The sequence below is a fragment of the Actinoallomurus bryophytorum genome (genome assembly GCF_006716425.1).
Lineage (GTDB): Bacteria > Actinomycetota > Actinomycetes > Streptosporangiales > Streptosporangiaceae > Actinoallomurus > Actinoallomurus bryophytorum.
Window position 1 is genome coordinate 492,610 of sequence record NZ_VFOZ01000001.1, and the last position, 23,410, is coordinate 516,019.

At 70.3% G+C, this 23,410-nt stretch carries 16 protein-coding genes; 11 read left to right on the top strand and 5 right to left on the bottom strand.

The genetic code is table 11. From position 1 onward, the window contains the following. Nucleotides 1–231: 231 nt before the first annotated feature. Both hutI and hflX read right to left on the bottom strand, forming a co-directional pair. A complete protein-coding gene (gene hutI, locus FB559_RS02390) occupies nucleotides 232–1,443 on the bottom strand; it encodes an imidazolonepropionase (RefSeq protein ID WP_141952768.1) in 1,212 nt (403 codons plus the stop codon). 351 nt (nucleotides 1,444–1,794) lie between these two features. Beyond that, on the bottom strand, nucleotides 1,795–3,198 hold the full coding sequence (gene hflX / locus FB559_RS02395) for a GTPase HflX (RefSeq protein ID WP_141952771.1): 1,404 nt from the start codon (nucleotides 3,196–3,198) through the stop codon (nucleotides 1,795–1,797). A gap of 239 nt (nucleotides 3,199–3,437) precedes the next feature. On the opposite strand from hflX, the gene aceB reads away from it, so the two are divergent. The 11 genes from aceB (at nucleotide 3,438) to FB559_RS02450 (ending at nucleotide 19,034) form a co-directional block, all read left to right on the top strand. Further along, nucleotides 3,438–5,039: a malate synthase A gene (gene aceB, locus FB559_RS02400; protein WP_141952773.1), complete on the top strand. Its 1,602-nt coding sequence runs from the start codon at nucleotides 3,438–3,440 to the stop codon at nucleotides 5,037–5,039. A 103-nt stretch (nucleotides 5,040–5,142) separates the two neighbouring features. Continuing rightward, nucleotides 5,143–6,597, top strand: coding sequence for an FAD-linked oxidase C-terminal domain-containing protein (locus FB559_RS02405; protein WP_141952775.1), 1,455 nt, complete (start codon nucleotides 5,143–5,145; stop codon nucleotides 6,595–6,597). Continuing rightward, nucleotides 6,597–7,757, top strand: coding sequence for an FAD-binding oxidoreductase (locus FB559_RS02410; RefSeq protein WP_141952777.1), 1,161 nt, complete (start codon nucleotides 6,597–6,599; stop codon nucleotides 7,755–7,757). Before FB559_RS02405 ends, FB559_RS02410 begins: the two co-directional genes overlap by 1 nt. After that, nucleotides 7,757–9,019, top strand: coding sequence for a (Fe-S)-binding protein (locus tag FB559_RS02415; RefSeq protein WP_141952779.1), 1,263 nt, complete (start codon nucleotides 7,757–7,759; stop codon nucleotides 9,017–9,019). Before FB559_RS02410 ends, FB559_RS02415 begins: the two co-directional genes overlap by 1 nt. Before the next feature lie 6 nt (nucleotides 9,020–9,025). Further along, on the top strand, nucleotides 9,026–10,675 hold the full coding sequence (locus FB559_RS02420; RefSeq protein WP_141952782.1) for an L-lactate permease: 1,650 nt from the start codon (nucleotides 9,026–9,028) through the stop codon (nucleotides 10,673–10,675). 209 nt (nucleotides 10,676–10,884) lie between these two features. Then, nucleotides 10,885–11,547 carry a hypothetical protein gene (locus tag FB559_RS02425; protein WP_141952784.1) on the top strand — a complete coding sequence of 221 codons (663 nt, stop codon included), beginning with the start codon at nucleotides 10,885–10,887 and terminating at the stop codon, nucleotides 11,545–11,547. Nucleotides 11,548–11,616: 69 nt separating this feature from the next. Beyond that, entirely contained in the window at nucleotides 11,617–12,279 is a 663-nt protein-coding gene (locus tag FB559_RS02430) for a response regulator transcription factor (protein ID WP_221640353.1), read from the top strand. A 10-nt stretch (nucleotides 12,280–12,289) separates the two neighbouring features. Beyond that, entirely contained in the window at nucleotides 12,290–13,690 is a 1,401-nt protein-coding gene (locus tag FB559_RS02435; RefSeq protein WP_141952788.1) for a HAMP domain-containing sensor histidine kinase, read from the top strand. Between the two features lie 46 nt (nucleotides 13,691–13,736). Beyond that, complete coding sequence (locus FB559_RS02440; protein WP_141952790.1) at nucleotides 13,737–14,972, top strand: bifunctional glycosyltransferase family 2/GtrA family protein; 1,236 nt, start codon at nucleotides 13,737–13,739, stop codon at nucleotides 14,970–14,972. Continuing rightward, nucleotides 14,972–17,866: an ArnT family glycosyltransferase gene (locus FB559_RS46050; RefSeq protein ID WP_281286213.1), complete on the top strand. Its 2,895-nt coding sequence runs from the start codon at nucleotides 14,972–14,974 to the stop codon at nucleotides 17,864–17,866. The genes FB559_RS02440 and FB559_RS46050 overlap by 1 nt, the downstream gene beginning before the upstream one ends. Nucleotides 17,867–18,731: 865 nt before the next feature. Then, nucleotides 18,732–19,034 (top strand): hypothetical protein, encoded by a 303-nt coding sequence (locus FB559_RS02450; protein ID WP_141952792.1) that lies wholly within the window; start codon nucleotides 18,732–18,734, stop codon nucleotides 19,032–19,034. Nucleotides 19,035–19,038: 4 nt separating this feature from the next. Here FB559_RS02450 and FB559_RS02455 read toward each other — a convergent pair whose 3' ends face one another. Genes FB559_RS02455 through FB559_RS45225 form a run of 3 tightly spaced genes read right to left on the bottom strand, consistent with a single transcriptional unit; the run spans nucleotide 19,039 to nucleotide 23,356 of the window. Then, nucleotides 19,039–20,703 carry an ABC transporter family substrate-binding protein gene (locus FB559_RS02455; RefSeq protein ID WP_141952795.1) on the bottom strand — a complete coding sequence of 555 codons (1,665 nt, stop codon included), beginning with the start codon at nucleotides 20,701–20,703 and terminating at the stop codon, nucleotides 19,039–19,041. Beyond that, nucleotides 20,700–22,742, bottom strand: coding sequence for a dipeptide ABC transporter ATP-binding protein (locus FB559_RS02460; protein ID WP_246121311.1), 2,043 nt, complete (start codon nucleotides 22,740–22,742; stop codon nucleotides 20,700–20,702). The genes FB559_RS02455 and FB559_RS02460 overlap by 4 nt, the downstream gene beginning before the upstream one ends. Then, nucleotides 22,739–23,356 (bottom strand): ABC transporter permease, encoded by a 618-nt coding sequence (locus FB559_RS45225; RefSeq protein WP_246121312.1) that lies wholly within the window; start codon nucleotides 23,354–23,356, stop codon nucleotides 22,739–22,741. The genes FB559_RS02460 and FB559_RS45225 overlap by 4 nt, the downstream gene beginning before the upstream one ends. Nucleotides 23,357–23,410: the final 54 nt, after the last annotated feature.

Sequence of the window (23,410 nt, forward strand, 5' to 3'; positions counted from 1 at the left end):
GGGTCGTACGACCCCCCGCCGCACGAGCCGACGGAGTGGGGCCGTGACCTGGAACCCGCGGGCGGCCGGAGCCCGCCGGCCTCCGGCGAGGAGCTCAACGCCTTGAGGTTCGCGCTGAAAACGAGCTTCGACTCTGGAGCAGGACGGGACCCTCGAAATCGAAGGCGACGAGCAGGCCGTGGCCCGCTTCGTCGCCGTCTTTCCCCGGCCGGTCCGGCCGGGTGATACACCTTAAGGCTGGACCGGAACGCCGCCCCGCCAGACGCGCTGGGCCCGCAGGCCGAACGCCCAGGCGAAGGCGCCCTCGTGGTCGGCGTCCCACAGCACGATGTCGGCGTACATGCCGGGCGCGAGCGCGCCCCGGTCGTTGACGCGCAGCGCGGCCGCGCCACCGAGCGTCGCGGCGCGCAGGGCCTCGTTGACGCTGAGACCGAACATCGCCACGGACAGGCCGACGACCAGCGGCATCGAGGTGATGCCGCACTGGCCGGGGTTGTGGTCGGTGCCGAGCGCGAGCGTGACGCCGCGGTCGAGCAGGGCGCGGACCGGCGGCGTGCGGCCGTTGTGCAGGGCGCTGCCCGGGCAGATCGTCGCGGCGACGCCTCCGTGGGCGAGCGCCTTGATGTCGTCCTCGTTGGCCTCGGTGAGCAGGTCGGCGGAGGCGCACCCGACCTCGGCCGCGACCTGCGCGGCGCCGACGCGCTCGTTGGCGCACGCGTGCAGACGGGCCTTGAGGCCGACGCGCTGGCCGGTCATCAGCAGGACGCGGGCCTCGTCCGGGGTGAAGTGGCCCTCGTCGCAGTAGACGTCGATGCTGTCGGCGCCCGCTGCGGCCGCGTCGCCGGCCCAGAGGCGTACGGCCTCGATGTAGTCGCGGCGGCGGCCGAAGTATTCGGGTGGGAGCACGTGCGCGGCGAGGAAGGTCGCGTGGATGCGCGGCATCGACGGCTCGTCCTCGAGAGAGCGGAGCATCCGGATGTCGGCCAGCTCGCCGTCACGGGTGAGGTGGTATCCGGTCTTCGCCTCGATCGTGGTGGTGCCGCCGCAGATCCACTGGCGGAGCCGCTCACGCACGTTGTTGCACAGGGTCCAGGGGTCGGTGCCACGGGTCACGGTCACCGTGGACGCCACGCCGCCGCCCGCGGCGACGATCTCGTTGTTGGTCGAGCCGCTCGTGCGCATGGCGAGCTCGGCCCAGCGGTTGCCCGCGTAGACCGGGTGGGAGTGCGCGTCGATGAGGCCGGGTGTGACGAGCCCGCCGCCGAGGTTTTCGACATGGTCGACGTCGACGATGTCGTCGATGACGCCAGGGACGCTCTGTGGCAGGTCCGATGCCGGGCCGGCCCACACGATCCGGTCGTCGTGCACGAGGATCGCGGCGTTGCTGCACACGTCGGTACCGGTCCACAGTCGACCGATGTTCGTCAGCAAACGTACGGTCATTGCATCACCGCCCGGCCTTGGAATCGCGCGCCGGTGAAGGGTGTCCGGACGCCATGCAGCGGGTCACCTGCTCTCGCTCGACTGACGCCGGCAACGCTGCCGACGGACCCAAGTGCGGTTAAGGAGATGGCCATCAGGCCACCGGGAGCAACGAACCCGTAAAACTCGGTTTCGTCACGGTAGTGCACCGATGCCACCCTGTACAGCCTCTGGCCGCGCAACACGACTCCTCAACCGACCCAACGGCCAACTGTCACAGGCGCTTTGACGATACCTCAGAAAGACCCCGAGGTCGGTGCGAACCAGAAAGACGGCCGGGGCCGAACATCGACGGCCCCGGCCGGGAAGTGATCAGACCTGCGCAGAGGCGTACGGCTCCAGGTCGGCCGCCATGCGTTCCGGCACACGCACGTGGAGCGCGGTGCCGTCGGCGGTGTGCTCCTGGGAGAGCACCTCCCCCAGATCGTGCACGCGGGCGACCAGGTCACCTCGGTCGTAGGGCACCAGGACGCGCATCTCGCGCTCGGCGCGAGGCAGCGTGTCCTCCACCGCCTGGAGGAGTTCTTCGAGGCCGGCGCCGGTGCGCGCCGACACGACGACGCTGCGCGGCTCCTGACGGCGGAGCCGGGCGATGGACATCTCGTCGGCCACGTCGGCCTTGTTGATGACGATGAGCTCCGGCACGTCACCGCCGCCGACGTCGCGCAGCACCTCGCGTACGGCCGCGATCTGGGCCTCCGGGTCGGCGTCGGAACCGTCGACCACGTGGAGGATCAGGTCGGAGTCGGCGACCTCCTCCAGCGTCGAGCGGAACGCCTCGACGAGCTGGTGTGGCAGGTGCCGGACGAACCCGACCGTGTCGGCGAGCGTGATGGCGCGGCCGTTCGGCGTCTGCGCCCGGCGGATCGTCGGGTCGAGGGTGGCGAACAGGGCGTTCTCCACCAGCACGCCCGCGCCGGTGAGGCGGTTGAGCAGGCTGGACTTGCCGGCGTTGGTGTAACCGGCGATGGCGACCGCGGGCACCGCGCGCGTACGACGCTGCGAGCGCATCGTGTCGCGCGCCTTGCCCATCTCACCCATCTGGCGGCGGAGCTTGGCCATGCGGGTGCGGATCCGGCGCCGGTCCAGCTCGATCTTGGTCTCACCAGGGCCACGGCCACCGATGCCCACACCGCCGGCCGCGCGGCCACCGACCTGACGGGACAGGTTGCCACCCCAGCCACGCAGGCGCGGCAGGAGGTACTCGAGCTGGGCAAGCTCCACCTGGGCCTTGCCCTCGCGGCTGCTCGCGTGCTGGGCGAAGATGTCGAGGATGAGGGCGGTCCGGTCGATGACCTTGACCTGGACGACCTCCTCGAGACGGCGCAGCTGGCTGGGGGCCAGCTCTCCGTCGCAGATCACGGTGTCGGCGCCGGAGGAGATCACGACGTCGCGGAGCTCGATCGCCTTGCCCGAGCCGACGTACGTCGCCGGGTCCGGCCGCGACCGGCGCTGGATCATGCCCTCGAGGATCTCGGATCCGGCGGTCTCGGCCAGCAGTGCCAGCTCACGGAGGGAGTTTTCGGCGTGGACCTCGTCGCCGTCGGTCCACACGCCGATGAGGACGACGCGCTCGAGCCGCAGGGCACGGTATTCGACCTCGGTGACGTCGCGGAGCTCTGTGGAGAGCCCGGCGACCCGGCGCAGTGCCTGCCGGTCTTCGAGGTCGAGCTCGCCGGTCAGCGGCTCTGGTTCTTCGTAAGAAAAAGTAGACATGTTCCCCCATGTCAACGCCGGAACGTCCCCGGATCTTCCTTGATGCTGCCACGACTGGCGGGATCACACACCTGGATATCGGTACAGGACGCCCTACCCGCTGTGCGGCGCGTATGCGGGTATGGGAGTGGCGAACCGCTGTGACCGGCCGGTTTTGACCGGTCCGCGACCGGCTTAATAGGCTTTCCGCTAAGCAGAAGTACTTTTTCGCTATACGAAAGGGCAGAGACATGGCTGGGATGGCCGAACCCGCAGGCGTGGAGCTGACCGGCCCCGTCGACGAACGATTCGATGAGATCCTCACGCCCGAGGCGCTGAACTTCCTCGCCACCCTCCAGCGCGAGTTCGGCGTCCGGCGGGGCGAGCTGCTGGGGTTGCGTGCCGAGCGCCAGGAAAAGCTGTCGCAGGGCGGCACCCTCGACTTCGCGCCGGAGACCGCCGACATACGGAACGACGACACCTGGCGGGTGGCCGACCCGGCCCCCGGCCTCGAGGACCGTCGCGTCGAGATCACCGGTCCCACGGACCGCAAGATGACGATCAACGCGCTCAACTCCGGCGCGAAGGTCTGGCTGGCCGACTTCGAGGACGCCAACACCCCGCTCTGGAAGAACATGGTCGGTGGCCAGCTCAACCTCCGCGACGCCCTGGACCGCAAGGTCGACTTCGAGACCGGCGGAAAGTCCTATGAGCTGAAGCCCGACGAGGAGCTGGCGACCATCGTCGTACGGCCGCGCGGCTGGCACCTGGACGAGAAGCACGTCCTCGTGGACGGCGAGCGCATGTCGGGCTCGCTGTTCGACTTCGGCCTCTACTTCTTCCACTGCGCGCGCCGCCAGCTCGACAAGGGCAAGGGCCCCTACTTCTACCTCCCGAAGATCGAGAGCCGCCACGAGGCGCGCCTGTGGAACGACGTCTTCAACCTCGCGCAGGACCTGCTGGAGATCCCGCGCGGCACGATCCGCGCGACCGTGCTGATCGAGACCATCCCGGCCGCGTTCGAGATGGAGGAGATCCTCTACGAGCTGCGCGACCACTCGGCCGGGCTCAACGCCGGCCGGTGGGACTACCTGTTCTCGGTGATCAAGAAGTTCCGCTCGCGCGGACGGCAGTTCCTGCTGCCCGAGCGCAACGCGATCACGATGACGGCGCCGTTCATGCGGTCCTACACGGAACTGCTCGTGCGCACCTGCCACAAGCGCGGCGCGCACGCGATCGGCGGCATGGCCGCGTTCATCCCGTCGCGGCGCGACGAAGAGGTCAACAAGGCCGCCTTCGAGAAGGTGCGGGCGGACAAGACCCGCGAGTCCGAGGACGGCTTCGACGGCTCCTGGGTCGCCCACCCCGGCATGGTGGACATCTGCCGCGAGATCTTCGATGGCGTCCTCGGCGACAGGCCGAACCAGCGTGACCGGCTCCGCGAGGACGTGTCGGTCTCGGCCTCTGATCTGCTGGCCGTCGACAAGACCCCGGGCGACATCACCGAGGCGGGCCTGCGCAACAACATCAGCGTCGGGCTGCAGTACATCGCGACCTGGCTGGGCGGGAACGGCGCCGTCGGCATCTTCAACCTGATGGAGGACGCCGCGACCGCCGAGATCGCCCGTTCGCAGGTCTGGCAGTGGATCCACAACGACGTCGAGCTCGCCGACGGGCCCAAGGTCACCCCGGAACTGGTCGAACGGCTCATCGACGAGGAGCTGTCCAAGATCCGCGAGCAGTACGGGGACGCGTTCGACGAGAAGCGCTTCGCCGACGCGGTCGGTCTCTTCAAGGAGGTCGCCCTCGCCGACGACTACGCCGACTTCCTCACCCTTCCCGCCTACGAACGCATGCTCTGACCGGCGGCCGGAGCCCGGGGCCGCCCCGGGCTCCGGCGCTGTCCGCGACCGCCGGATCACGCATTGATACCGACTAGTTTGGATCTGTCGCAAAAGGTCAAGGATGGGTGATGTGACAGCAAGGCTCGAGAGGCTCGCGGAGCGGCTCAGGGTCGTTGCCGGAGCCGAGAACGTCATTACCGACCCCGCCGAGCTGCGCACGTACGAGTGCGACGGGCTGACCTACCACCGGGCCACACCCGGGGTCGTGGTGCTGCCGGACGGTGCCGAGCAGATCGCCGAGATCGTCCGGGCGTGCACCGCCGAAAAGGTCCCGTACATCGCGCGCGGCTCGGGTACCGGCCTGTCCGGGGGCGCGCTCCCCCGCACCGACGGCGTACTGATCGTCACGTCCCGCATGCGCCGCATCCTGGAGATCGACATCGAGGACGAGCGCGCCGTCGTCGAGCCGGGCGTGATCAACCTGGACGTCTCGAAGGCGGTACGGCCCGGCGGCTACTACTACGCGCCCGACCCGTCCAGCCAGCAGATCTGCTCCATCGGCGGCAACGTCGCCGAGAACTCCGGCGGGGCGCACTGCCTGAAGTACGGCTTCACGGTCAACCACGTGCTGGCCTGCGAGATCGTCACGCCCAGTGGGGAGATCGTCGACATCTCGGAAGCGCCCGGCTACGACCTGCTCGGCGCCTTCGTCGGCTCGGAGGGCACCCTCGGCATCGCCACCAAGGTCACCGTACGGCTGACGCGGCTGCCGGAGGCCGTCGAGACACTCCTGGCGGCGTTCACCTCGATCGAGAGCGCGGGCGAGGCGGTGTCAGCGATCATCGGCGCCGGCGTGGTGCCCGCCGCGATCGAGATGATGGACGCCCTGGCAATCGAGGCCGCCGAGGCCGCCGTGCACTGCGAGTATCCCGAGGGCGCCGGCGCGGTCCTGGTCGTCGAGCTGGACGGGCCCTCCATCGAGGTCGAACACCAGTTCGCGCAGGTGAAGGAGTTGTGCGGGCAGGCGTTCGAGATCCGTGTGGCGGCCGATGACGCCGAGCGCGCGCTGATCTGGCGCGGGCGCAAGTCCGCGTTCGCGGCGGTGGGGCGGATCAGCCCGGACTACATCGTGCAGGACGGCGTGATCCCCCGTACGGCGCTGCCCGAGGTGCTGGCCCGCATCGACGAGATGTCCGGCGACAGCGGCGTACGCGTCGCCAACGTCTTCCACGCGGGCGATGGCAACCTGCATCCGCTGGTGCTGTTCGACGACGCGGTCCCGGGCGCCGGCGAACGCGCCGAGGAGGTCTCAGGGAAGATCCTCGACCTGTGCATCGAACACGGCGGGTCGATCACCGGCGAGCACGGCGTGGGCGTGGACAAGGCCAAGCACATGCCGCGGATGTTCACCGAGGAGGACCTGGACACCATGCAGATGGTGCGGTGCGCCTTCGACCCCGACGGCCTGTGCAACCCCGGCAAGATCTACCCCACCCCCCGCCTGTGCGGCGAGGTGCCGGGGCGGCGTACCAAGGTCCATCCGCTCGTCGAGAGCGGAAAGGCGGACCTGTTCTGATGACCACTCCCCTCGACGCCCTCGCGAAGGCCTGTGACACCAGGCCGGGCGAGGCCGAAGACGCCGTGCAGGGGGTGACGCCGTCCTACGTCGCGTCGCCCGCCACCACCGCGGAGGCGAGCGAGCTGATGCGGACGGCGGCCGAGCACGAGCTGGCCGTCCTGCCACGCGGCGCCGGTACCAAGATCCACTGGGGGTCACCGCCCGAGCGCTGCGACCTGGTCGTCGACACGCGCCGGCTCGGACGGCTGATCGAGCACACAGCGGGCGACCTGGTCGTCAAGGCCGAGGCGGGCCTGCCCCTGGCCGGGTTGCAGGAGGTCGTCGCGGGCACCCGCCAGCAGCTCGCGATCGACGACCTCGTGCCCGGCGCGACGATCGGCGGGATGCTGGCCACCGCGTCCGCGGGACCACGACGTCTGCTGTACGGCTCGGCACGCGACCTGCTCATCGGGATCACGGTGGTACGGGCCGACGGCGTCGTCGCCCACGCGGGCGGCAAGGTGGTCAAGAACGTCGCCGGCTATGACCTCGGCAAGCTGTTCACCGGCTCGCGGGGCACGCTGGGCCTGATCACGGAGGCGGCGTTCCGGCTGCATCCGCTGCCGCAGGCGAGCGCGTACGTCACGGCCACGGCCGAAGACGCCGCCCGTGCGCTGGAGCTGACGCGTGCGCTGCTGCACTCTCCGCTCGTGCCGGCCGCGATCGAGGTGGACGGGCCCGGTCCGATCAGCGTCAGCGTGCTGCTCGAAGGAATCGCCGAGGCGTTGCCCCAGCGTGCGGAGGCGGCGCGCGAGCTCATCGGCGGGGAGATCACCGCCGAGCCGCCGGCGTGGTGGGGACGGCTGCCCGAAGGAGACGTGCTCGCCGAGGTACGCGCCGCGCCGTCGAAGCTGACCTCGATCTTCGCCGAGGAGCCGGGACACGTCCGCGGCTCGACCGGACGCGGGATCTGGCACGTCGGCCTGCTCGCCGGCGGCGCCGGGGAGACACTGACGCGCCTGCGGCGCCACGGCAGCGCCGTCGTGCTGTCGGCACCGGATGACACCCGGCTCGACCGGTGGGGAGCCGTACCGGCTCTTCCCCTGATGCGGCGCGTCAAGGACCAGTTCGACCCCGGCCACCGGCTTTCGCCGGGACGCTTCGCGGGAGGGATCTGATGGACGACTTCCGTGAGCTCCTGGACGACTGCGTGCACTGCGGGTTCTGCCTGCCGACCTGCCCGACGTACGAGCTGTGGGGCGAGGAGATGGACTCCCCGCGCGGGCGGATCCACCTGATGCTCCAGCACCAGGAGGGCGCGCCGCTCAGCGACTCGATGGTCGAGCACTTCGACCGCTGCCTCGGCTGCATGGCCTGCGTGACCGCCTGCCCGTCGGGCGTCCAGTACGACCGGCTCATCGAGGTCACCCGGGCCCAGGTCGAGGAGGAGAAGCCCCGCAGGCGGACCGACCGGCTGCTGCGCGAGGCGATCTTCGCGGTCTTCCCGTACCCGAAACGGCTGCGCGCGCTGCGCTGGCCGCTGCGCGCCTACCAGGCATCCAAGATCAACATGTCGCCGCTGCTGAGCCGGATCTCCCCCACCTTGGCCGCGATGGAACGCCTCGCGCCGCCGCGCGCCGACCACGTGCGCCTGCCGGCCCTCGTCCCCGCCAAGGGCGAGCGGCGTGCCGTCGTCGGCATGCTGACCGGCTGCGTGCAGCGGGAGTTCTTCCCCGGCGTCAACGCCGCGACCGCGCGGGTGCTGGCGATGGAGGGCTGCGACGTCGTCATCCCCAAGGGCCAGGGCTGCTGCGGCGCGTTGTCGCTGCACAGCGGACGGTCGGCGGAGGCGAAGGCGTTCGCGAAGCAGACCATCGACACGTTCGCGGACGTCGAGACGGTCGTCGTGAACGCCGCCGGGTGCGGGTCGGCGATGAAGGACTACGCCGACGTGCTGGCCGACGAGCCCGAATGGGCGGAGCGGGCGAAGGCGTTCACCGCCAAGACGCGCGACCTCGCCGAATACCTCGCCGAGCTGGGCCCGCGCGCCACCCGGCATCCGCTGGAGATCACGGTCGCGTACCACGACGCCTGCCATCTCGCCCACGCGCAGGGCATCCGTGCCCAGCCCCGCGCGCTGCTGAACGGCATCCCCGGCCTGGAGATACGGGAGATCGCCGATCCGGAGATCTGCTGTGGTTCGGCCGGCGTCTACAACCTCCTCCAGCCTGAGGCCGCCGCCGAACTGGGCGACCGAAAAGCACGAAACGTTTCGGCCGCCGGAGCGGATCTTCTGGTGGCGGCCAATCCGGGCTGCTCACTACAGATCGCCACAGCGCTGCGCCGCCGTGGCGAGGAGATCGCGGTGGCCCACACCGCAGAAGTACTCGATGCGTCCATTCGGGGGATCGGCAAGGACCTGTTGTCCCCTCGGAGGTGACCCCCGTTGTACCGCCAAGTGCTCGATCCCGTCGGCCATTCGCTGGCATGGAGCTCGCTCGTCGCGGCGCTCCCGCTGATCACGCTGTTCGTCCTGCTCGGCATCCTGCGGATGCGAGCGTGGGTGGCGTCGATCCTCGCTCTCGTCGTCTCGCTCGTCATCGCGGTCTGGGCGTACAGCATGCCCGTCGGTCAGGCCGTCCTCGCCGGCAGCGAGGGAGCGATATTCGGCTTCTTCCCCATCCTCTGGATCGTGATCAACGCGATCTGGATCTACACCATGACCGTCGAGACCGGGCACTTCGACGTGCTGCGGCGAACGTTCGCCCAGGTCAGTGACGACCAGCGGATCCAGGCGATCATCATCGCGTTCTCTTTCGGCGCGCTGCTGGAGGCGCTGGCCGGGTTCGGCACTCCCGTCGCGATCACGTCGGTCATGCTCATCGCGATGGGCTTCAAGCCGCTCAAGGCCGCGGTGGTCGCGCTCGTGGCCAACACGGCGCCGGTCGCGTTCGGCGCGATGGCCATCCCGATCATCACGCTCGGCGGCGTGACGCACCTATCGAGCGACACCCTCGGTGCCATGGTCGGCCACCAGACGCCCATCCTGGCGATCTTCGTCCCGCTCGTCCTGGTGTTCATCGTCGACGGCCGGCGCGGTGTCTCTCAGACGTGGGTCGCGGCGCTCACCGCCGGTGTCGCGTTCGGCGTGGCCCAGTGGATCACTTCGAACCATCTCTCGGTGCCGCTCACCGACATCGTCGCGTCGCTGTTCTCGGTGATCGTGCTCGTCGCGCTCCTGCGGGTCTGGCAGCCCGGCGAGACGCTGGGTGGCAGTGCGACCACGCCGGTCGTCGCCGGAGGGTCGGCCGACGAGCCGACACCGGAGTTCGCCGGCCGCGTCGCGCACCCGGACGCGCGTGGCGAGATCGTGCGGGCCTGGGCGCCGTACGCGATCATCATCGTGGTCTTCGTCCTCGCGCAGATCGATCCGATCAAGGGCTGGCTCGACCAGCCGACCAAGATCGTCAACTGGCCCGGCCTGCACATCACCGGCGCTTCGGGCAAGGCGTCCACGCTGCCGCAGTTCAAGGTCAACTGGCTGAACGCGGCGGGGAGCCTGCTGCTGATCTCCGGCGTGCTGACCGCGATCGCGCTGAAGGTCAGCGTGGGGCGGGCGCTCCGGGCGTACTGGGCCACGCTCGTGCAGCTGCGCTGGGCGATCGTCACCGTCATGGCGGTGCTCGGCCTCGCGTACGTGATGAACGCCTCCGGGCAGACGATCACGCTGGGAAGCTGGATGGCGGGGGCCGGTGGATTCTTCGCCTTCCTCTCCCCCGTGCTCGGCTGGCTCGGCACGGCGGTGACGGGTTCCGACACCTCCTCCAACTCCCTGTTCGGCGCCCTGCAGGTGGCCGCCGCCGGCAAGGCCCACCTGGATCCGGTCCTGATGGCCGCCTCGAACAGCTCCGGCGGCGTGCTCGGGAAGATGGTCTCCCCGCAGAACCTCGCGATCGCCGCGGCGGCCGTCGGCATGGACGGCAAGGAGGGCGACATCTTCCGTAAGGTGATCGTCTGGAGCCTGATCTTCCTCGCCGGCATGTGCGTGCTCTCGCTGCTGCAGTCCGTATCCGTCCTATCGTGGATGGTTCCCTGACCTTTAGTCATCGGTCCAGTCGCAGGGTTACCGAGGAGTACTTTGCTATGTTTTGTGGCCCTTGATCAGCGTCGGCCGCTCCTACCTGCGACAACGTCATGGAGCGCATCCGGCCGCGACCCGGACGTGGGGCCATGGCACAAAATCATCATTCACATCGAAGACAGAATCACGCTCGGCACGCCGCCCGGCTCGGCATAGCGGGCGGCGTGACCGGAGTGCTCGGTGTGGGCGCGATCGCCGGCCTGATCGTCGTGGTACGCGCCCACGACGACCACGCCGAGGCCACGCCGCGGACCGTGGCGGCACGCACCGGTGAGGGCGCCGCGCGCAAGTCCCCGTCCGGGCTGCGGAGCCGCGCACAGCTCAAGACGGGCACCGAGCTCGACGTCAGCACGCCGGACGGGTTCTCCTACTCACTCGCCGCGGTGAAGGGCGGGACCGCCGACCGGCCGCTGGCGAGCACCCGCACGCCACCGCCGGACGGCACGACGCTCGGCTATGCCGACTACGTGCTCACCAACACGGGCAACGCCCCGGCCCTGCTGGACTTCCCGGCCGACCTGTTCGTCAAGCGGACGCGGGTGCCGTCGGGCGTGCTGGACAAGAACCGCTGCATGCCCCAGCCCGGCGCGCCCACGGACATGTGCACGCTCCCGGACCACACCGACGTGGTCAACACGCTCGGCTTCGCCGCGCCCAGGTCAGAGGATGAGGACCAGTACATCCCGGCCGGAGCCAGCTACCTGGTGCGGGTCGCCACCGACATGCCGGTGAGCACCGGGACCACGCAGCATGACCTGGGGTTGTACGTCTGGGACTCCCGTTTCGTCTCTGACCGGCGAGCCGTCGAGGTGCCCTTCCCCGGCTGAGATTTCCATGAGAAGGCGTCACCGTCGTCCGGCTCGGTCGGATCCGGGGCTACCGTCGATGACGTGCGCATTCTGGTCGTGGACGACGAACCCGCGGTCCGTGAGTCCCTCGCGAGCAGCCTCGCCTTCGAGGACTACGAGGTGGTCACGGCGATCGACGGCATGTCGGCGCTGGACGAGCTGGACCGGACCCGCCCCGACCTCGCCATCCTCGACGTGCTCATGCCGCGCATGGACGGCCTGACCACCTGCCGCCGCCTGCGCGCCCGCGGGGAGACGCTTCCGGTCCTGATGCTGACCGCGCGCGACACGATCGGTGACCGGGTGACCGGACTGGACGCCGGCGCCGACGACTACCTGGTCAAACCGTTCGAGCTGGACGAGCTGCTCGCCCGCGTACGCGCGCTGCTGCGCCGCAGCCTGGTGACGGCGCGCGACGGCGACATCCTGGAGTACGCCGGCCTGCGGATGAACACCCTCACCCGTGACGTCACCCGCGACGGCCGTGACCTCGACCTGACGCGCACCGAGTACTCCCTGCTGGAAATGTTCCTCACCCACCCGCGCCAGGTGTTGACGCGCGAGCAGATCCTCAAGACGGTCTGGGGTTTCGACTTCGAGCCGTCGTCGAACTCCCTGGACGTCTACGTGATGTACCTGCGCCGCAAGACCGGCGAGCCGCGCCTCATCAACACCGTGCGCGGCGTCGGCTACGTCCTGCGCGCCCCGTGAAGGAGAACCGGTGAGACGGCATCTGTCCCTGCGCGCCCGGCTGGCGGTGCTGACCAGCCTCGCCGTGGCCGTGGCGGTGGCGGCCTGCGCGGTCGGCTGCTGGTTCGTCGTACGCGGGCGGCTGATCGACCAGCTGGACACGTCACTGTCGGGGCCGCGCGCCGGCGGTCCGCGCGCTCCCGGAACGCACGACTCCGGGTCGCCGCTCGGGATCTGTTCCTCGCCGCCTCCGGGCGACGACGGGTTCCGCGGGTTCCTGCCCACACTCCAGGTCGTGGCGCGTGACGGCACCGCGTGCAGCGCGCCCGGCACCACCGACCCGCTCAAGGTCACGCCCGGCGACGTGGCGATCGCCCGCGGGCTGAAGGGCGCGACGTACCGCGACGGCACGACGGCCGGCGGCACGCCGGTGCGCGTGTTCACCCATCCGGACGCGTCCGGGGTCGCGGTGTCGGTGGCCCAGCCGCTCGCACCGGTGACCGACTCGCTGGACAGCCTGGCCCTGCTGCTCATCGCGGTGGCCGCGGTCGGCGTGGTCGGGGCCGCGATCGCCGGCCTGCTCATCGCGCGTGCCGGGCTGAAGCCCGTGGACCGCCTCACCGAGGTGGTCGAGCACATCGCACGTACGGAGGACCTGGACACGACCATCCCGGCGGGAGGCACGGACGAGATCGCCCGGCTGAGCCGGTCCTTCAACAGCATGACCCGCGCGCTGGCCGGCTCTCGTGACCGCCAGCAGCGGCTCATCGTGGACGCCGGACATGAGCTGCGTACCCCGCTGACCAGCCTGCGCACGAACGTCGACCTCATGCTCCGCAGCGAGACGACCGGCCGTCCGCTGCCCGCCGGCGACAAGGAGCGGCTGCTCGTCAACGTCAAGGCGCAGCTGCTGGAGCTGTCGAGCCTCGTCGGCGACCTCCTCGACCTGTCGCGCGCCGAGGCTCCGCCGGGCGTGGAGGTGGTCGCGCTGCACGAGATCGTGGACAACGCCGTCCGCCGGGTGCGGCCGCGCGGACCGTCGCTCCGGATCAGCGCCGAGGTGGCGCCCTGGTACGTCCACGGCGACGCGACCTCGCTGGAGCGAGCGCTGGTGAACCTCCTGGACAACGCGGTGAAGTTCAGCCCGCCCGACGGGACCGTGACCGTACGGCTCGAGGACGGCGAGCTGACCGTACGGGACGAGGGGCCCGGCATCCCCGAAGAGGACCTGCCGTACGTCTTCGACCGGTTCTGGCGCTCGCCGTCCGCGCGCGGCCTGCCGGGATCGGGGCTGGGGCTGGCGATCGCGGCGCGGGCCGTGCGCGAGGCCGACGGGGAGATCGCCCTGCGCCCGGCGCCCGGTGGGGGCACCGAGGCGTGGCTGCGGCTGCCGGGAACCATTGCCGCGGACGGCTTTCTCATCGGCGGTTAAGAAACGGCTCACCCGGCTCCCACGGTCGGCCACGAGCTTGGTCATCATGAGCGAGCTGACATCTCTCGAGGCCCGGCCCTTGCCCGGCGTCGTGGCCGCGCCACGTGGTCCTCTCATCGAGATCGCCATTCCGGCCTACAACGAAGAACATGTCCTGGCGGCGAGCGTGCGCCGCCTCCACACCTACCTCATCGAGACGTTCCCGTACCGGTTCGTCATCACCGTCGTGGACAACGCCAGCACGGACCGGACCTGGGAGGTCGCCGAGCGGCTGTCGCTGGAGATCGCCGAGGTGGAGGCCGTACGGCTGGAGGACAAGGGCCGTGGTCGCGCGCTGCGGTACGCATGGAGTACGAGCTCGGCCGACATCGTGGCGTACATGGACGTGGACCTGTCCACCGACCTGCAGGCGTTCCTGCCGCTGATCGCGCCACTGGTGTCCGGGCACAGCGACCTCGCCATCGGCAGCCGGCTGTCGCGGGGCTCGGCGGTGGTGCGCGGGCCCCGGCGCGAGCTGATCTCGCGTGCGTACAACCTGCTGCTGCGCACGACGCTCGCCGCGCGGTTCTCCGACGCGCAGTGCGGCTTCAAGGCCGGCCGCACCGACGTCGTCCGTGCACTGCTGCCGGCGGTGGAGGACCAGGCGTGGTTCTTCGACACCGAGTTGCTGCTGCTCGCGGAGCGGAACGGCCTGCGCATCCACGAGGTCCCGGTCGACTGGGTCGATGATCCCGACAGCCGCGTCGACGTCGTCCGCACCGCCGTCGAGGATCTGCGGGGCATGCTGCGGATGGCCCGGCGACTGCTGTCCGGCGCGCTGCGCGTACCGGTGCCGCCGCCGCGCTCGGCGCGGCTGCCGGCCGGGATGCGCTCACAGCTGCCGTCATTCGCGCTGATCGGCGTGGTGAGTACGGTGGCGCAGCTCGTGCTGTACGCGCTGCTACGGCTCTTCATGCCGGTGGTCGCCGCCAACGTCGTGTCCTACTTTCTGGCCGCGATCGCCAACACGGCCGCCAACCGGCGATTCACCTTCGGCGTGGTGGGCGCCCGGCGTGCCGTACGGCATCAGCTGGAAGGGGGCGTGGCGTTTCTCGTGGGTCTCGCGGTGAGCACCGGGGGCCTTTTCGCGGTCCACGCGATGTGGCCGCGCGCTCCCCGGCTCGCCGAGCTGGCGGCGTTGCTGGTCCTCAACCTGTTCGCCGCCGTGATCCGTTTCGTCCTGCTGCGCGCGTGGGTCTTCCACCCGCGGCGGGCCCGGTCCGTCCTTCGGGAGCACGTGTGATGACGACCTTGACTCTGGGCCGCCTCGCCCCGCGAGTGGTCCCCGCCTCGGTCACCTCGCGGGAGCCTTCCCCGCGGTGGGTACGGCCCGGCCTGCTCGCCGTGCTGGCGCTGGCCGGCGTGCTGTACGGCTGGGGGCTGTCCGGAAGCGGATACGCCAACGAGTACTACTCGGCGGCGGTGAAGAGCGGGACCGAGAGCTGGAAGGCATTCTTCTTCGGCTCCCTGGACTCGGCGTCCTTCATCACGGTGGACAAGCCGCCGATGGCACTGTGGGTACAGGAGCTGTCCGCGCGACTCTTCGGCTTCGGCACGTGGAGCCTGCTGCTGCCCTCGGTCCTCATGGGCGTCGCGACGGTCGGCGTGCTGTACGCGACGGTACGGCGCGCTTTCGGCCCTATCGCCGGCCTGATCGCCGCGCTCGTCATGACGCTGACACCGATCACGGTCGCGATCAACCGGGACAACAACCCGGACACGCTGCTGGTACTCCTGCTGGTGCTGTCGGCGTGGGCCCTGCAACGGGCCCTCGCGTCCGGCCGGCTGCCGTGGCTGATGGCGTCGGCGTTCTTTCTCGGCTGCGCCTTCAACACGAAGATGCTGCAGGCGTACCTGGTGCTGCCGGCGCTCGTGCTGGTGTTCGCGCTGTTCGCCCCGGGCGGGTTCGTCCGGCGGGTCGTCCGGCTGCTCGCCGCCGGGGCCGTACTGGCGGTGTCAAGCCTGTGGTGGATGGTCGTCGTCGACTTGATCCCCGCCGCTGATCGGCCTTTCATCGGAGGCAGCACCGACAACACGGTCTGGGACCTCGTGATCGGCTACAACGGCCTGGGCCGCGTGACGGGCGGTTCCGGCGGACCGGGCGGTGGGCCGGGTGGTGGGCCGGGGCGCGGTGGTCAGGGAGCGAGCTTCGCCGGCGCCTCGGGGCCCGGACGGCTGTTCAACGACGTCGTCGGCGGCCAGATCTCCTGGCTCCTGCCGTTCGCCGCCTTCGCACTGGTCACGGGCATGGTCTTGTTGTGGAAGCGTCCGCGTACCGACCTGGCGAGGGCGGCACTGGTGCTCTGGGGAGGCTGGCTGGTCGTTCACTTTGTGGTGTTCAGCTTCTCCAGCGGCACGATGCATCCGTACTACACGACCGCCCTGACCCCAGCGGTGGCGGCACTCACGGGCATCGGCGCCGTCCTGCTGTACGACGCATACCGCCACTCCCGCGCGTGGACCTGGGCCCTCCCGCTGAGCACCGCCCTGACCGGCGCATGGTCTGTCGTCCTCCTACGACGCACACCGGAGTGGCATCCGTGGCTGGCTTGGACTGTGGCCGTCCTGACCGTGATCACCATCGCGGCCTTGGTGACGGTACGCCTGACAGCCCCTATAACCCCTGGCCATCACCCGCCCGCTACGACCGCCACGGAGACGGAGACGGGGACGGGGACGGGGACGGACGGCACATCGGACAACACCCCCAGGACACCAACGTCGGCCACCGCACCCGCGCAGACCGCGCCGCCAGCACAGGCCACGCCAGCGCAGGCCGCGTCAGCGCAGACAGCGCCCGGGCAAGCCGCGTCAGCGCAGGCCGCGCCCGTGCAGGCCGCGCCCGGGCAAACCGCGCCCGGGCAAGCCGAATCCGCACAGCCCGCGTCAGCACAGCCCGCGTCAGCACAGCCCGCGTCAGCGCAGGCCGTGCCAGCGCAGGCCGTGCCAGCGCAGGCCGTGCCAGCGCAGGCCGTGTCGGTGGGGCCAGCGTCCTCAGACGCCGTGCCACCCAATGCTCTGCACTCCGAGGCCACGTCCCCCGAGGCCCTTCCCTCGGACACTGCTCCGTCGGACACCGCTCCGTCTGACGCTTATCCCTCGGAGGCGGTGCCCCCGGAAGCCGAATCCTCGGTGGTGAGGCGCGTGACGGTGCTCGCCGTGATCGTCGGAGTACTGGCCGGACTGACCGGGCCGGCCGCCTACGCGGCCTCCGCAGCCGCGAGCCACACCAATGGAACCAATCCGCTGGCGGGCCCTGCCTTCGGTGGCTTCGGGATGGGCGGCCCGGGCATGCCCGGCGGCGCCCGACCCCCCGCAGCCATCCGAAGAATGATGGAGGAGGGCCGCTTCTCCGGCGGCCAACCACCGTTCGGCAACCCACCGTCGAACCCAAACGGATCCGGCGAACCGGCCGCCCCAAGCCGACCCAACGGATCCAATGGCTCCGCCGCCCCTGGATCCGCCGGATCAGGAACCGCCCAAGATGGCTCTACCGGCCCTGGGGCCACCAGGTCAGGTACCGCCCAAGACGGCTCCACCGGCCCTGGGGCCACCAGGTCAGGTACCGCCCAAGACGGCTCCACCGGCCCTGGGGCCACCGGGCCAGGAACCACCCAAGACGGCTCCACCGGAACGGGAGCCGCCGGCTCCGGGGCGACCGAGTCGAAGGCCGGAGAGGGTGGTCAATCCAACGGAGCCGACGCCCCACCGGGATCGGGACCTGGACCGCGGCCCGACGCTCCCGGCGCAGGCGGGCCAGGAATGGGCCAGGTGGACTCCCAGCTCATCTCCTACCTGGAGAAACACCGAGAAGGCGCCACCTGGCTCGTCGCAGTCGCCAGCGCACAGAGCGCGTCGTCGATCATTCTGCGAACCGGCCTCCCGGTCATCGCCATGGGCGGCTTCACCGGCAGTGATCCCGCCATGACCACGCAGAAGCTCCAGTCATACGTCCAGAGAGGCAAATTGCATTACGTCATGACCGGCGGAGGCGGCCCCGGCGGCGGACCGGGCGGCGGAGGCAGCTCGTCCGTTAGTTCGTGGGTCTCAAAGAACTGCTCGGCAGTGAAAGCCTCCGACTACGGCAGCACCTCGGATTCCGCGCAGACCTCCCAAACGCTCTACCGCTGCGGCTAGGACCTGTCTCGAAGGCCCCGGTCTGAGCCCCGCCCCGTCCTGGAGCCCACCCGCCCGGGGGTTGCCATCCCACTTTTATTGTCCAGCGGGAACAGCGGCTGGTGGAAGTAGAGCGGGGTTCTGTGGATAACGCCGTGTGGTGCCGCTCAGGCGGCGCCACACGGCAACAGCATGACTTTGAGACAGAGCCTAAGGGCGCGCGACCCGGCCGAGGCCTCGCAGGCCCAAGGCCCGGACCCGAGCGCCTGGACCCAAGCTTTTTGGGCCCGGGGTCTTGGGCCCAGGCCTGGGATCTGGACCCCGGGGTCTGGGGCCCGGCTCTGTGGTCTGAGGCCCGACTCTGGGGTCTGGGGTCTGGAATCCGAGGTCCGGGACCCGAGATCCGGGACCCGAGATCCGGGACCCGAGATCCGGGACCCGAGATCCGGGACCCGAAGTCTGGTGCTCCGGGCTCGGGCCTCGCGGCTCAAGGCCCGCTTCGCCGGGCCGGGGCCTCCGGGCTCGGAGCTCAAGGCCCGGGAACACGAGCTGGAGGCCCTGCCGGTGGCCGTTCCCTCGGCGCGGACGGCCCCTCGGGTTGCTCTGAAAGGTGCCTGACACGCCTGGGCACCGTCCGGTGCGACATGTTTACGTCGCGCGGCCGGATCCTTGTCCTCGGCTGGCTGATGGTGCTCACTCGCCGGTCAAAGGGACGTCCTCATGGCCGTATCTGGTCAGGACCTGGGAGGCGGTGGTAAAGAGCACGTCAGGTGGTCGGTCGAGATCGGGGCCGGGGGGCAAGTTCCTGGGATTAGGGCCTGTTCACCATGGTCGGCGCTCGTTAGCATCTCAGCACTGAACAGCGTGGGCAGAAAGGGTGCCGGCGATGGCGGGAGTTCTGTTTGACAACCCGTTCTATGCGAAGCTCGGACAGGCGGTAAATGGCGTTCGGAAGGACGCTATTGATCTTGAACGAATGCTCAACAGCTCGTTCGACGTGGCTCAACGGGCGCAGCGAGATCCGAGCTTTCACAGCAGCGTCGACAACCAGCGCAGGCAGCTCAGGTGGGCTCTCCTCAGCATCGTTCAGGCCGCCGAGGACGCCCTCCGCAACACCCCGACGAAGGTGACGGCCGAAGAGGCCGTGCTCGGTGGAAAGGGCCCGTACGGCTCGCCGAGCCCCTGGTGACCCCCTAATCCCGGAATCCGACGTCGGTCCAGACCGGCGTGTAAAGCCCGAACGCCCCCCAGTTCACCAGGGTCCGTCTGGTCGGCAGGATCTGTGGGCGCTGGTAGAGCGTCAGCGAGTGCACCTCCGTCCAGATCATGCGGTCGGCCTCGTTCGCGTACCGGCGGGCCTTGGTCGGGTCCAGCTCGGTGCTCGCGCGATCCAGTGTCGCGTCGAGTCTCCGGGAGCCGATGCGGGCCACGTTCTGCTGGACGCCGCCCCCTTGCGGCCTGCCGTATATCGATCTCAGGCCGGAGATCGGGAACGCTCCGCCGATCCACGAGAACGGCGCGAGGTCGTACGCGCCCCGGATGAGGTAGCGGTCGAAGAAGTCGCTGTCCGGCACCGGCCGCAGCTCCAGCCGTACACCCACGGGACCGAGCATGGCCTGGATGAGTTCGCCGTTCTGCCTGCTCGTCGCGTTGCTGAGCGGGTAGACGTAGCGCAGCACCAGGGATTTCCCGTTTTTCCAGCGGGTGGGTCCGTTCGCTCGCCAGCCTGCCGCGTCCAGCAGCCGGCGCGCCTGGTTCGGGTCGTAGGCGGTCAGGTCGCCGGCGTCGTTGCGGTAGCCCTCCTGGGTGTTCACGAAGGCGTGGTCGTTCAGAAGGCGTATCGGCCAGTCGAGACCGGTCAGCGAAGAGCGGGCGATCGCCTGCCGGTCGATCGCCATCGCGACGGCCCGGCGCACGTTCACATCGGTCAGGGCCGGAGCGGCGCCGTTGAAGGTGAGCTGGCTGAAGTCCGGTCCGGCCGCCCTGCGTACGACGGTGTCGGCGGCCTGCCCGGCACGGCGGTACGCGGCTGCGTCGGAGCCGACGTCGAACGCGTCGATCTCGCCGTTCGCGAAAGCCCCGGGCATGGCGTCGCGCGCGAGGTAGCGGAAGACGACCCGGTCGAGCTTGGCGCGCGGTCCCCACCACCGTGGATCGCGGACCACCGAGAACGCCTGGGCGGTCCGGTCGAGCCGCTCCGGCCGGAACGGCCCCGCCGTGATCGGCAGGTGGTTCACCCAGCCCCGGTCCCAGGCCGCGCGGCCGCTGATCGCCTTCGCCGGGTACAGGGGGCTGAACAGCCCCCGCCACTCCCCGAACGGCCGGGCGTAGGTCACCACCACCTGCCGGTCGCTCGTCCCGCGCTCGACGCTCTCGATCCGCTCATAGCCGGTCGACGTGGTGATCTGGTACGCCCGGTCGCGGCCACGGCAGGCGTGCCAGAGCGCTTGGAAATCACGGAAATTCAGCGGTGTGCCGTCGGACCAACGGGCCTTCGGGTTGAGGTCGTACGTGATGACCTGCTTCGGTCTGGTCCGGGTGATCCCCGCCTTGAGCAGGTACGCGGGGTCGGCGGTGATCCTGCCGTTCTGGTCGCTGCGGAACAGCCACGGCATCAGCGCGCCGAGGATCCGGGCGGTGTCCAGGTCCGCGCCGCCCAGATGCCAGTAGTTCCACTGCGTACGGAACTCCGTCGTCGCCAGCCTGAGCGTGCCGCCGTCTCGTACGTGCTCGCGGGAGGTGGGAGCGATGTCGTACGCGGCGATCCCGCGTCTCGGCTCGCGGTGGGGCGTGCCGCATCCACTCGGCAGGGCCAGGGCGGCCAGCAGGATGACCACCACACTGACGCGCGATCTCATCGGGGACTCTTCTCGTTCGGAAAGTGACACGCGGCGGACTGTCCGCTGCGAACGCGCCGTACGGCGGGCTCCTCGTCCACGCAGCGCCGGCCTTCGTGGGCGGGGAGTGTCGCGAACGTCAGGCAGCGGCCACGGAACCGGCAGCCGGAGGGTGGATCGGGATCGGGCCCCAGGTCGTCTCGGAGCGTGACCCGCAGCCTTCTGCGTTCGAGGGGCGGGTCGGGTAGCGGCACGGCGGACAGCAGGGCCCGGGTGTACGGATGGGCGGGTGACTCGTAGACCGCGTCGGCATCGCCGATCTCCACGATGCGTCCGAGGCGCATGACGGCGGCGCGGTCGGCGAGCTGGCGCACGGCCGCCAGGTCGTGCGCGGCGAGAAGGTAGGACAGGCCGAGGCGGAGCTTCAGGTCGCGGAGCAGGCCGATCACGGCGGCCTGGACGGAGACGTCGAGCGCCGAGAACGGCTCGTCCAGGACCAGGAGTCTCGGTTCGAGCGCCAGGGCGCGGGCGATGTTCACACGCTGGCCCTGGCCGCCGGAGAGTTCACCGGGATGGCGGGTGGCGAGCGCCGGCTCCAGGCCGACGAGACGCAGGAGTTCGGGAACACGAGTGGAGACGCCGCGCCTCGCGTGGCCGTGGGCGCGCAGCGGTTCGGCGAGGATGGCGCCGACCGTCGCCCTCGGATCGAGCGCCGTGGCAGGGTCCTGGAAGACGATCTGAACGTCGCGGCGGAGCACACGGCGTTCGGCGTTGGACAGCGCACGGGTGTCCCGGCCGAACACCGCGACCCGTCCGGCCTGGTGGGCACCCAGCCTCAGGATTTCCAGCAGGGTGGTCGTCTTGCCGCATCCCGACTCTCCGACCAGGCCCAGGGTCTCGCCCGTACGGATGTCGAAGTCGATGCCGTCGACGGCGCGCACAGTGGCCGTACGCCGTCGTGGGAGCAGGCTCTTGACCAGTGGATAGTGCCGGACCAGGCCGTCCACCTCGAGCACGGGCGGGCCCTGGTTCGATGCGCGCACCGGGCGGTCGTGCGCGTATCCACCGTGATCCACGGGCACGGTCTCCGATGCGTGCACGCAGGCGGCGCGGTGGCCGGGAGTGCCTGCCGGACGCAGTGGGGGTACGGCGGTCCGGCACTCGCCGGTCGCCAGCGGACAGCGTGGCTCGAACGCACAGCGCTCACGCGGGTCGGTCGCGGACGGCGGCGGGCCGGCGATCGGCAGCGGGCGCGCGTACGGGCGGTCCAGCCGTACGGCGGAGCGGAGCAGGCCCGCGGTGTACGGCATGCGCGGCCCGCCGAAGACCGCGTCCACCGGGCCCGTCTCGACGGGGCGCCCCGCGTACATCACCATCACGCGGTCGGCGCGGCCGGCGACCATTCCCAGGTCGTGCGTGATCAGGATGAGGGCGGCGCGGGTGCGGCTCTGCACGGTCTGGAGGGCGTCCAGGACCTGCGCCTGTACGGTCACGTCGAGCGCGGACGTCGGCTCGTCGGCGAGGATGACCGCCGGATCGCCCGCCACCGCCATCGCGATCATCGCCCGGCGGCACAGGCCGCCGGACAGTTCGTGGGGGAACGCGCGGGCCACCCGTGCCGCGTCCGGGATCCCGGCCAGCGCGAGGAGCTCGATCGCTCGTGTGGCCGCCGCACGCCGTGGTACTCGTGCGTGGGCCCGTACGGCCTCGGCGATCTGGTCGCCGATCCGGTAGACGGGCGTGAAGGCGGAGTCCTGGAAGACCATCGCGAGGTCGTCGCCGCGTACGGCCGCGAGATCCCGGTCACCGAGGCCGAGCAGCTCGCGCCCGCGCAGTCGTACGGACCCTGTGACGTGCGCGGACACGGGCAGCAGGCCCATGATCGCCAGCGCGGTGGCCGACTTTCCGGCGCCGGACTCTCCGACGATCGCGAGCACCTCGCCGGGCGCGACGGTGAAGCCCGCGCCCCGGACCGCGCGCACACCGGCGGCGAAGGTGACGTGCAGGCCGGACACCTCCAGCAGTGGCACGGCAGGTGCTCGCGCGCTGATCGCGATCACCGGAGCCGCCCTTCTTTGTCGATCGCGTCGCGCAGGCCGTCGCCGACGAGGTTGACGCCCAGCAGGATGAGGATCAGCAGGAACACCGGAGGCAGGAACAGCCAGGGGAACACGGTCGCGGCCGACGCTCCGTCGGCGATGATCGTGCCGAGCGAGACGTCCGGCGGCCGTACGCCGAGCCCGAGGTAGGACAGGCTGGTCTCGCCGATGACGGCCGTACTCACGTTCAGCGTCGCGTCCACGATCAGCAGTGAGGCGAGGTTCGGGATGATGTGCCGCCGAATGATCGTCATCGGCCTCACTCCCAGGTAGCGGGCCGCCAGGACGTAGTCCCGGTCCCGCAGCGAGATGGTCATTCCGCGTACGACGCGGGCGGTGACCATCCACATGAACGCGGCGAGCAGCGGCGCCAGGACCGGCAGTTCGGAACCGCGGAGGGCAGGGGACACGGTCGCGACGGCGAGGAGCGGGGGAAGGACGAGCATCAGGTCGATGACGCTTGTCAGGCCGCGATCGGCCCAGCCGCCGAAGTAGCCCGCGACGGTGCCCGTGACCGTGGCCAGGCCGGTGGCGGACGCCGCCACGAGCAGGCCGGTCAGGAGCGAGACGCGCATGCCGTGCAGCGTGACTGCGTACACGTCCCGGCCGGTCTGCGTCGTACCGAGCCA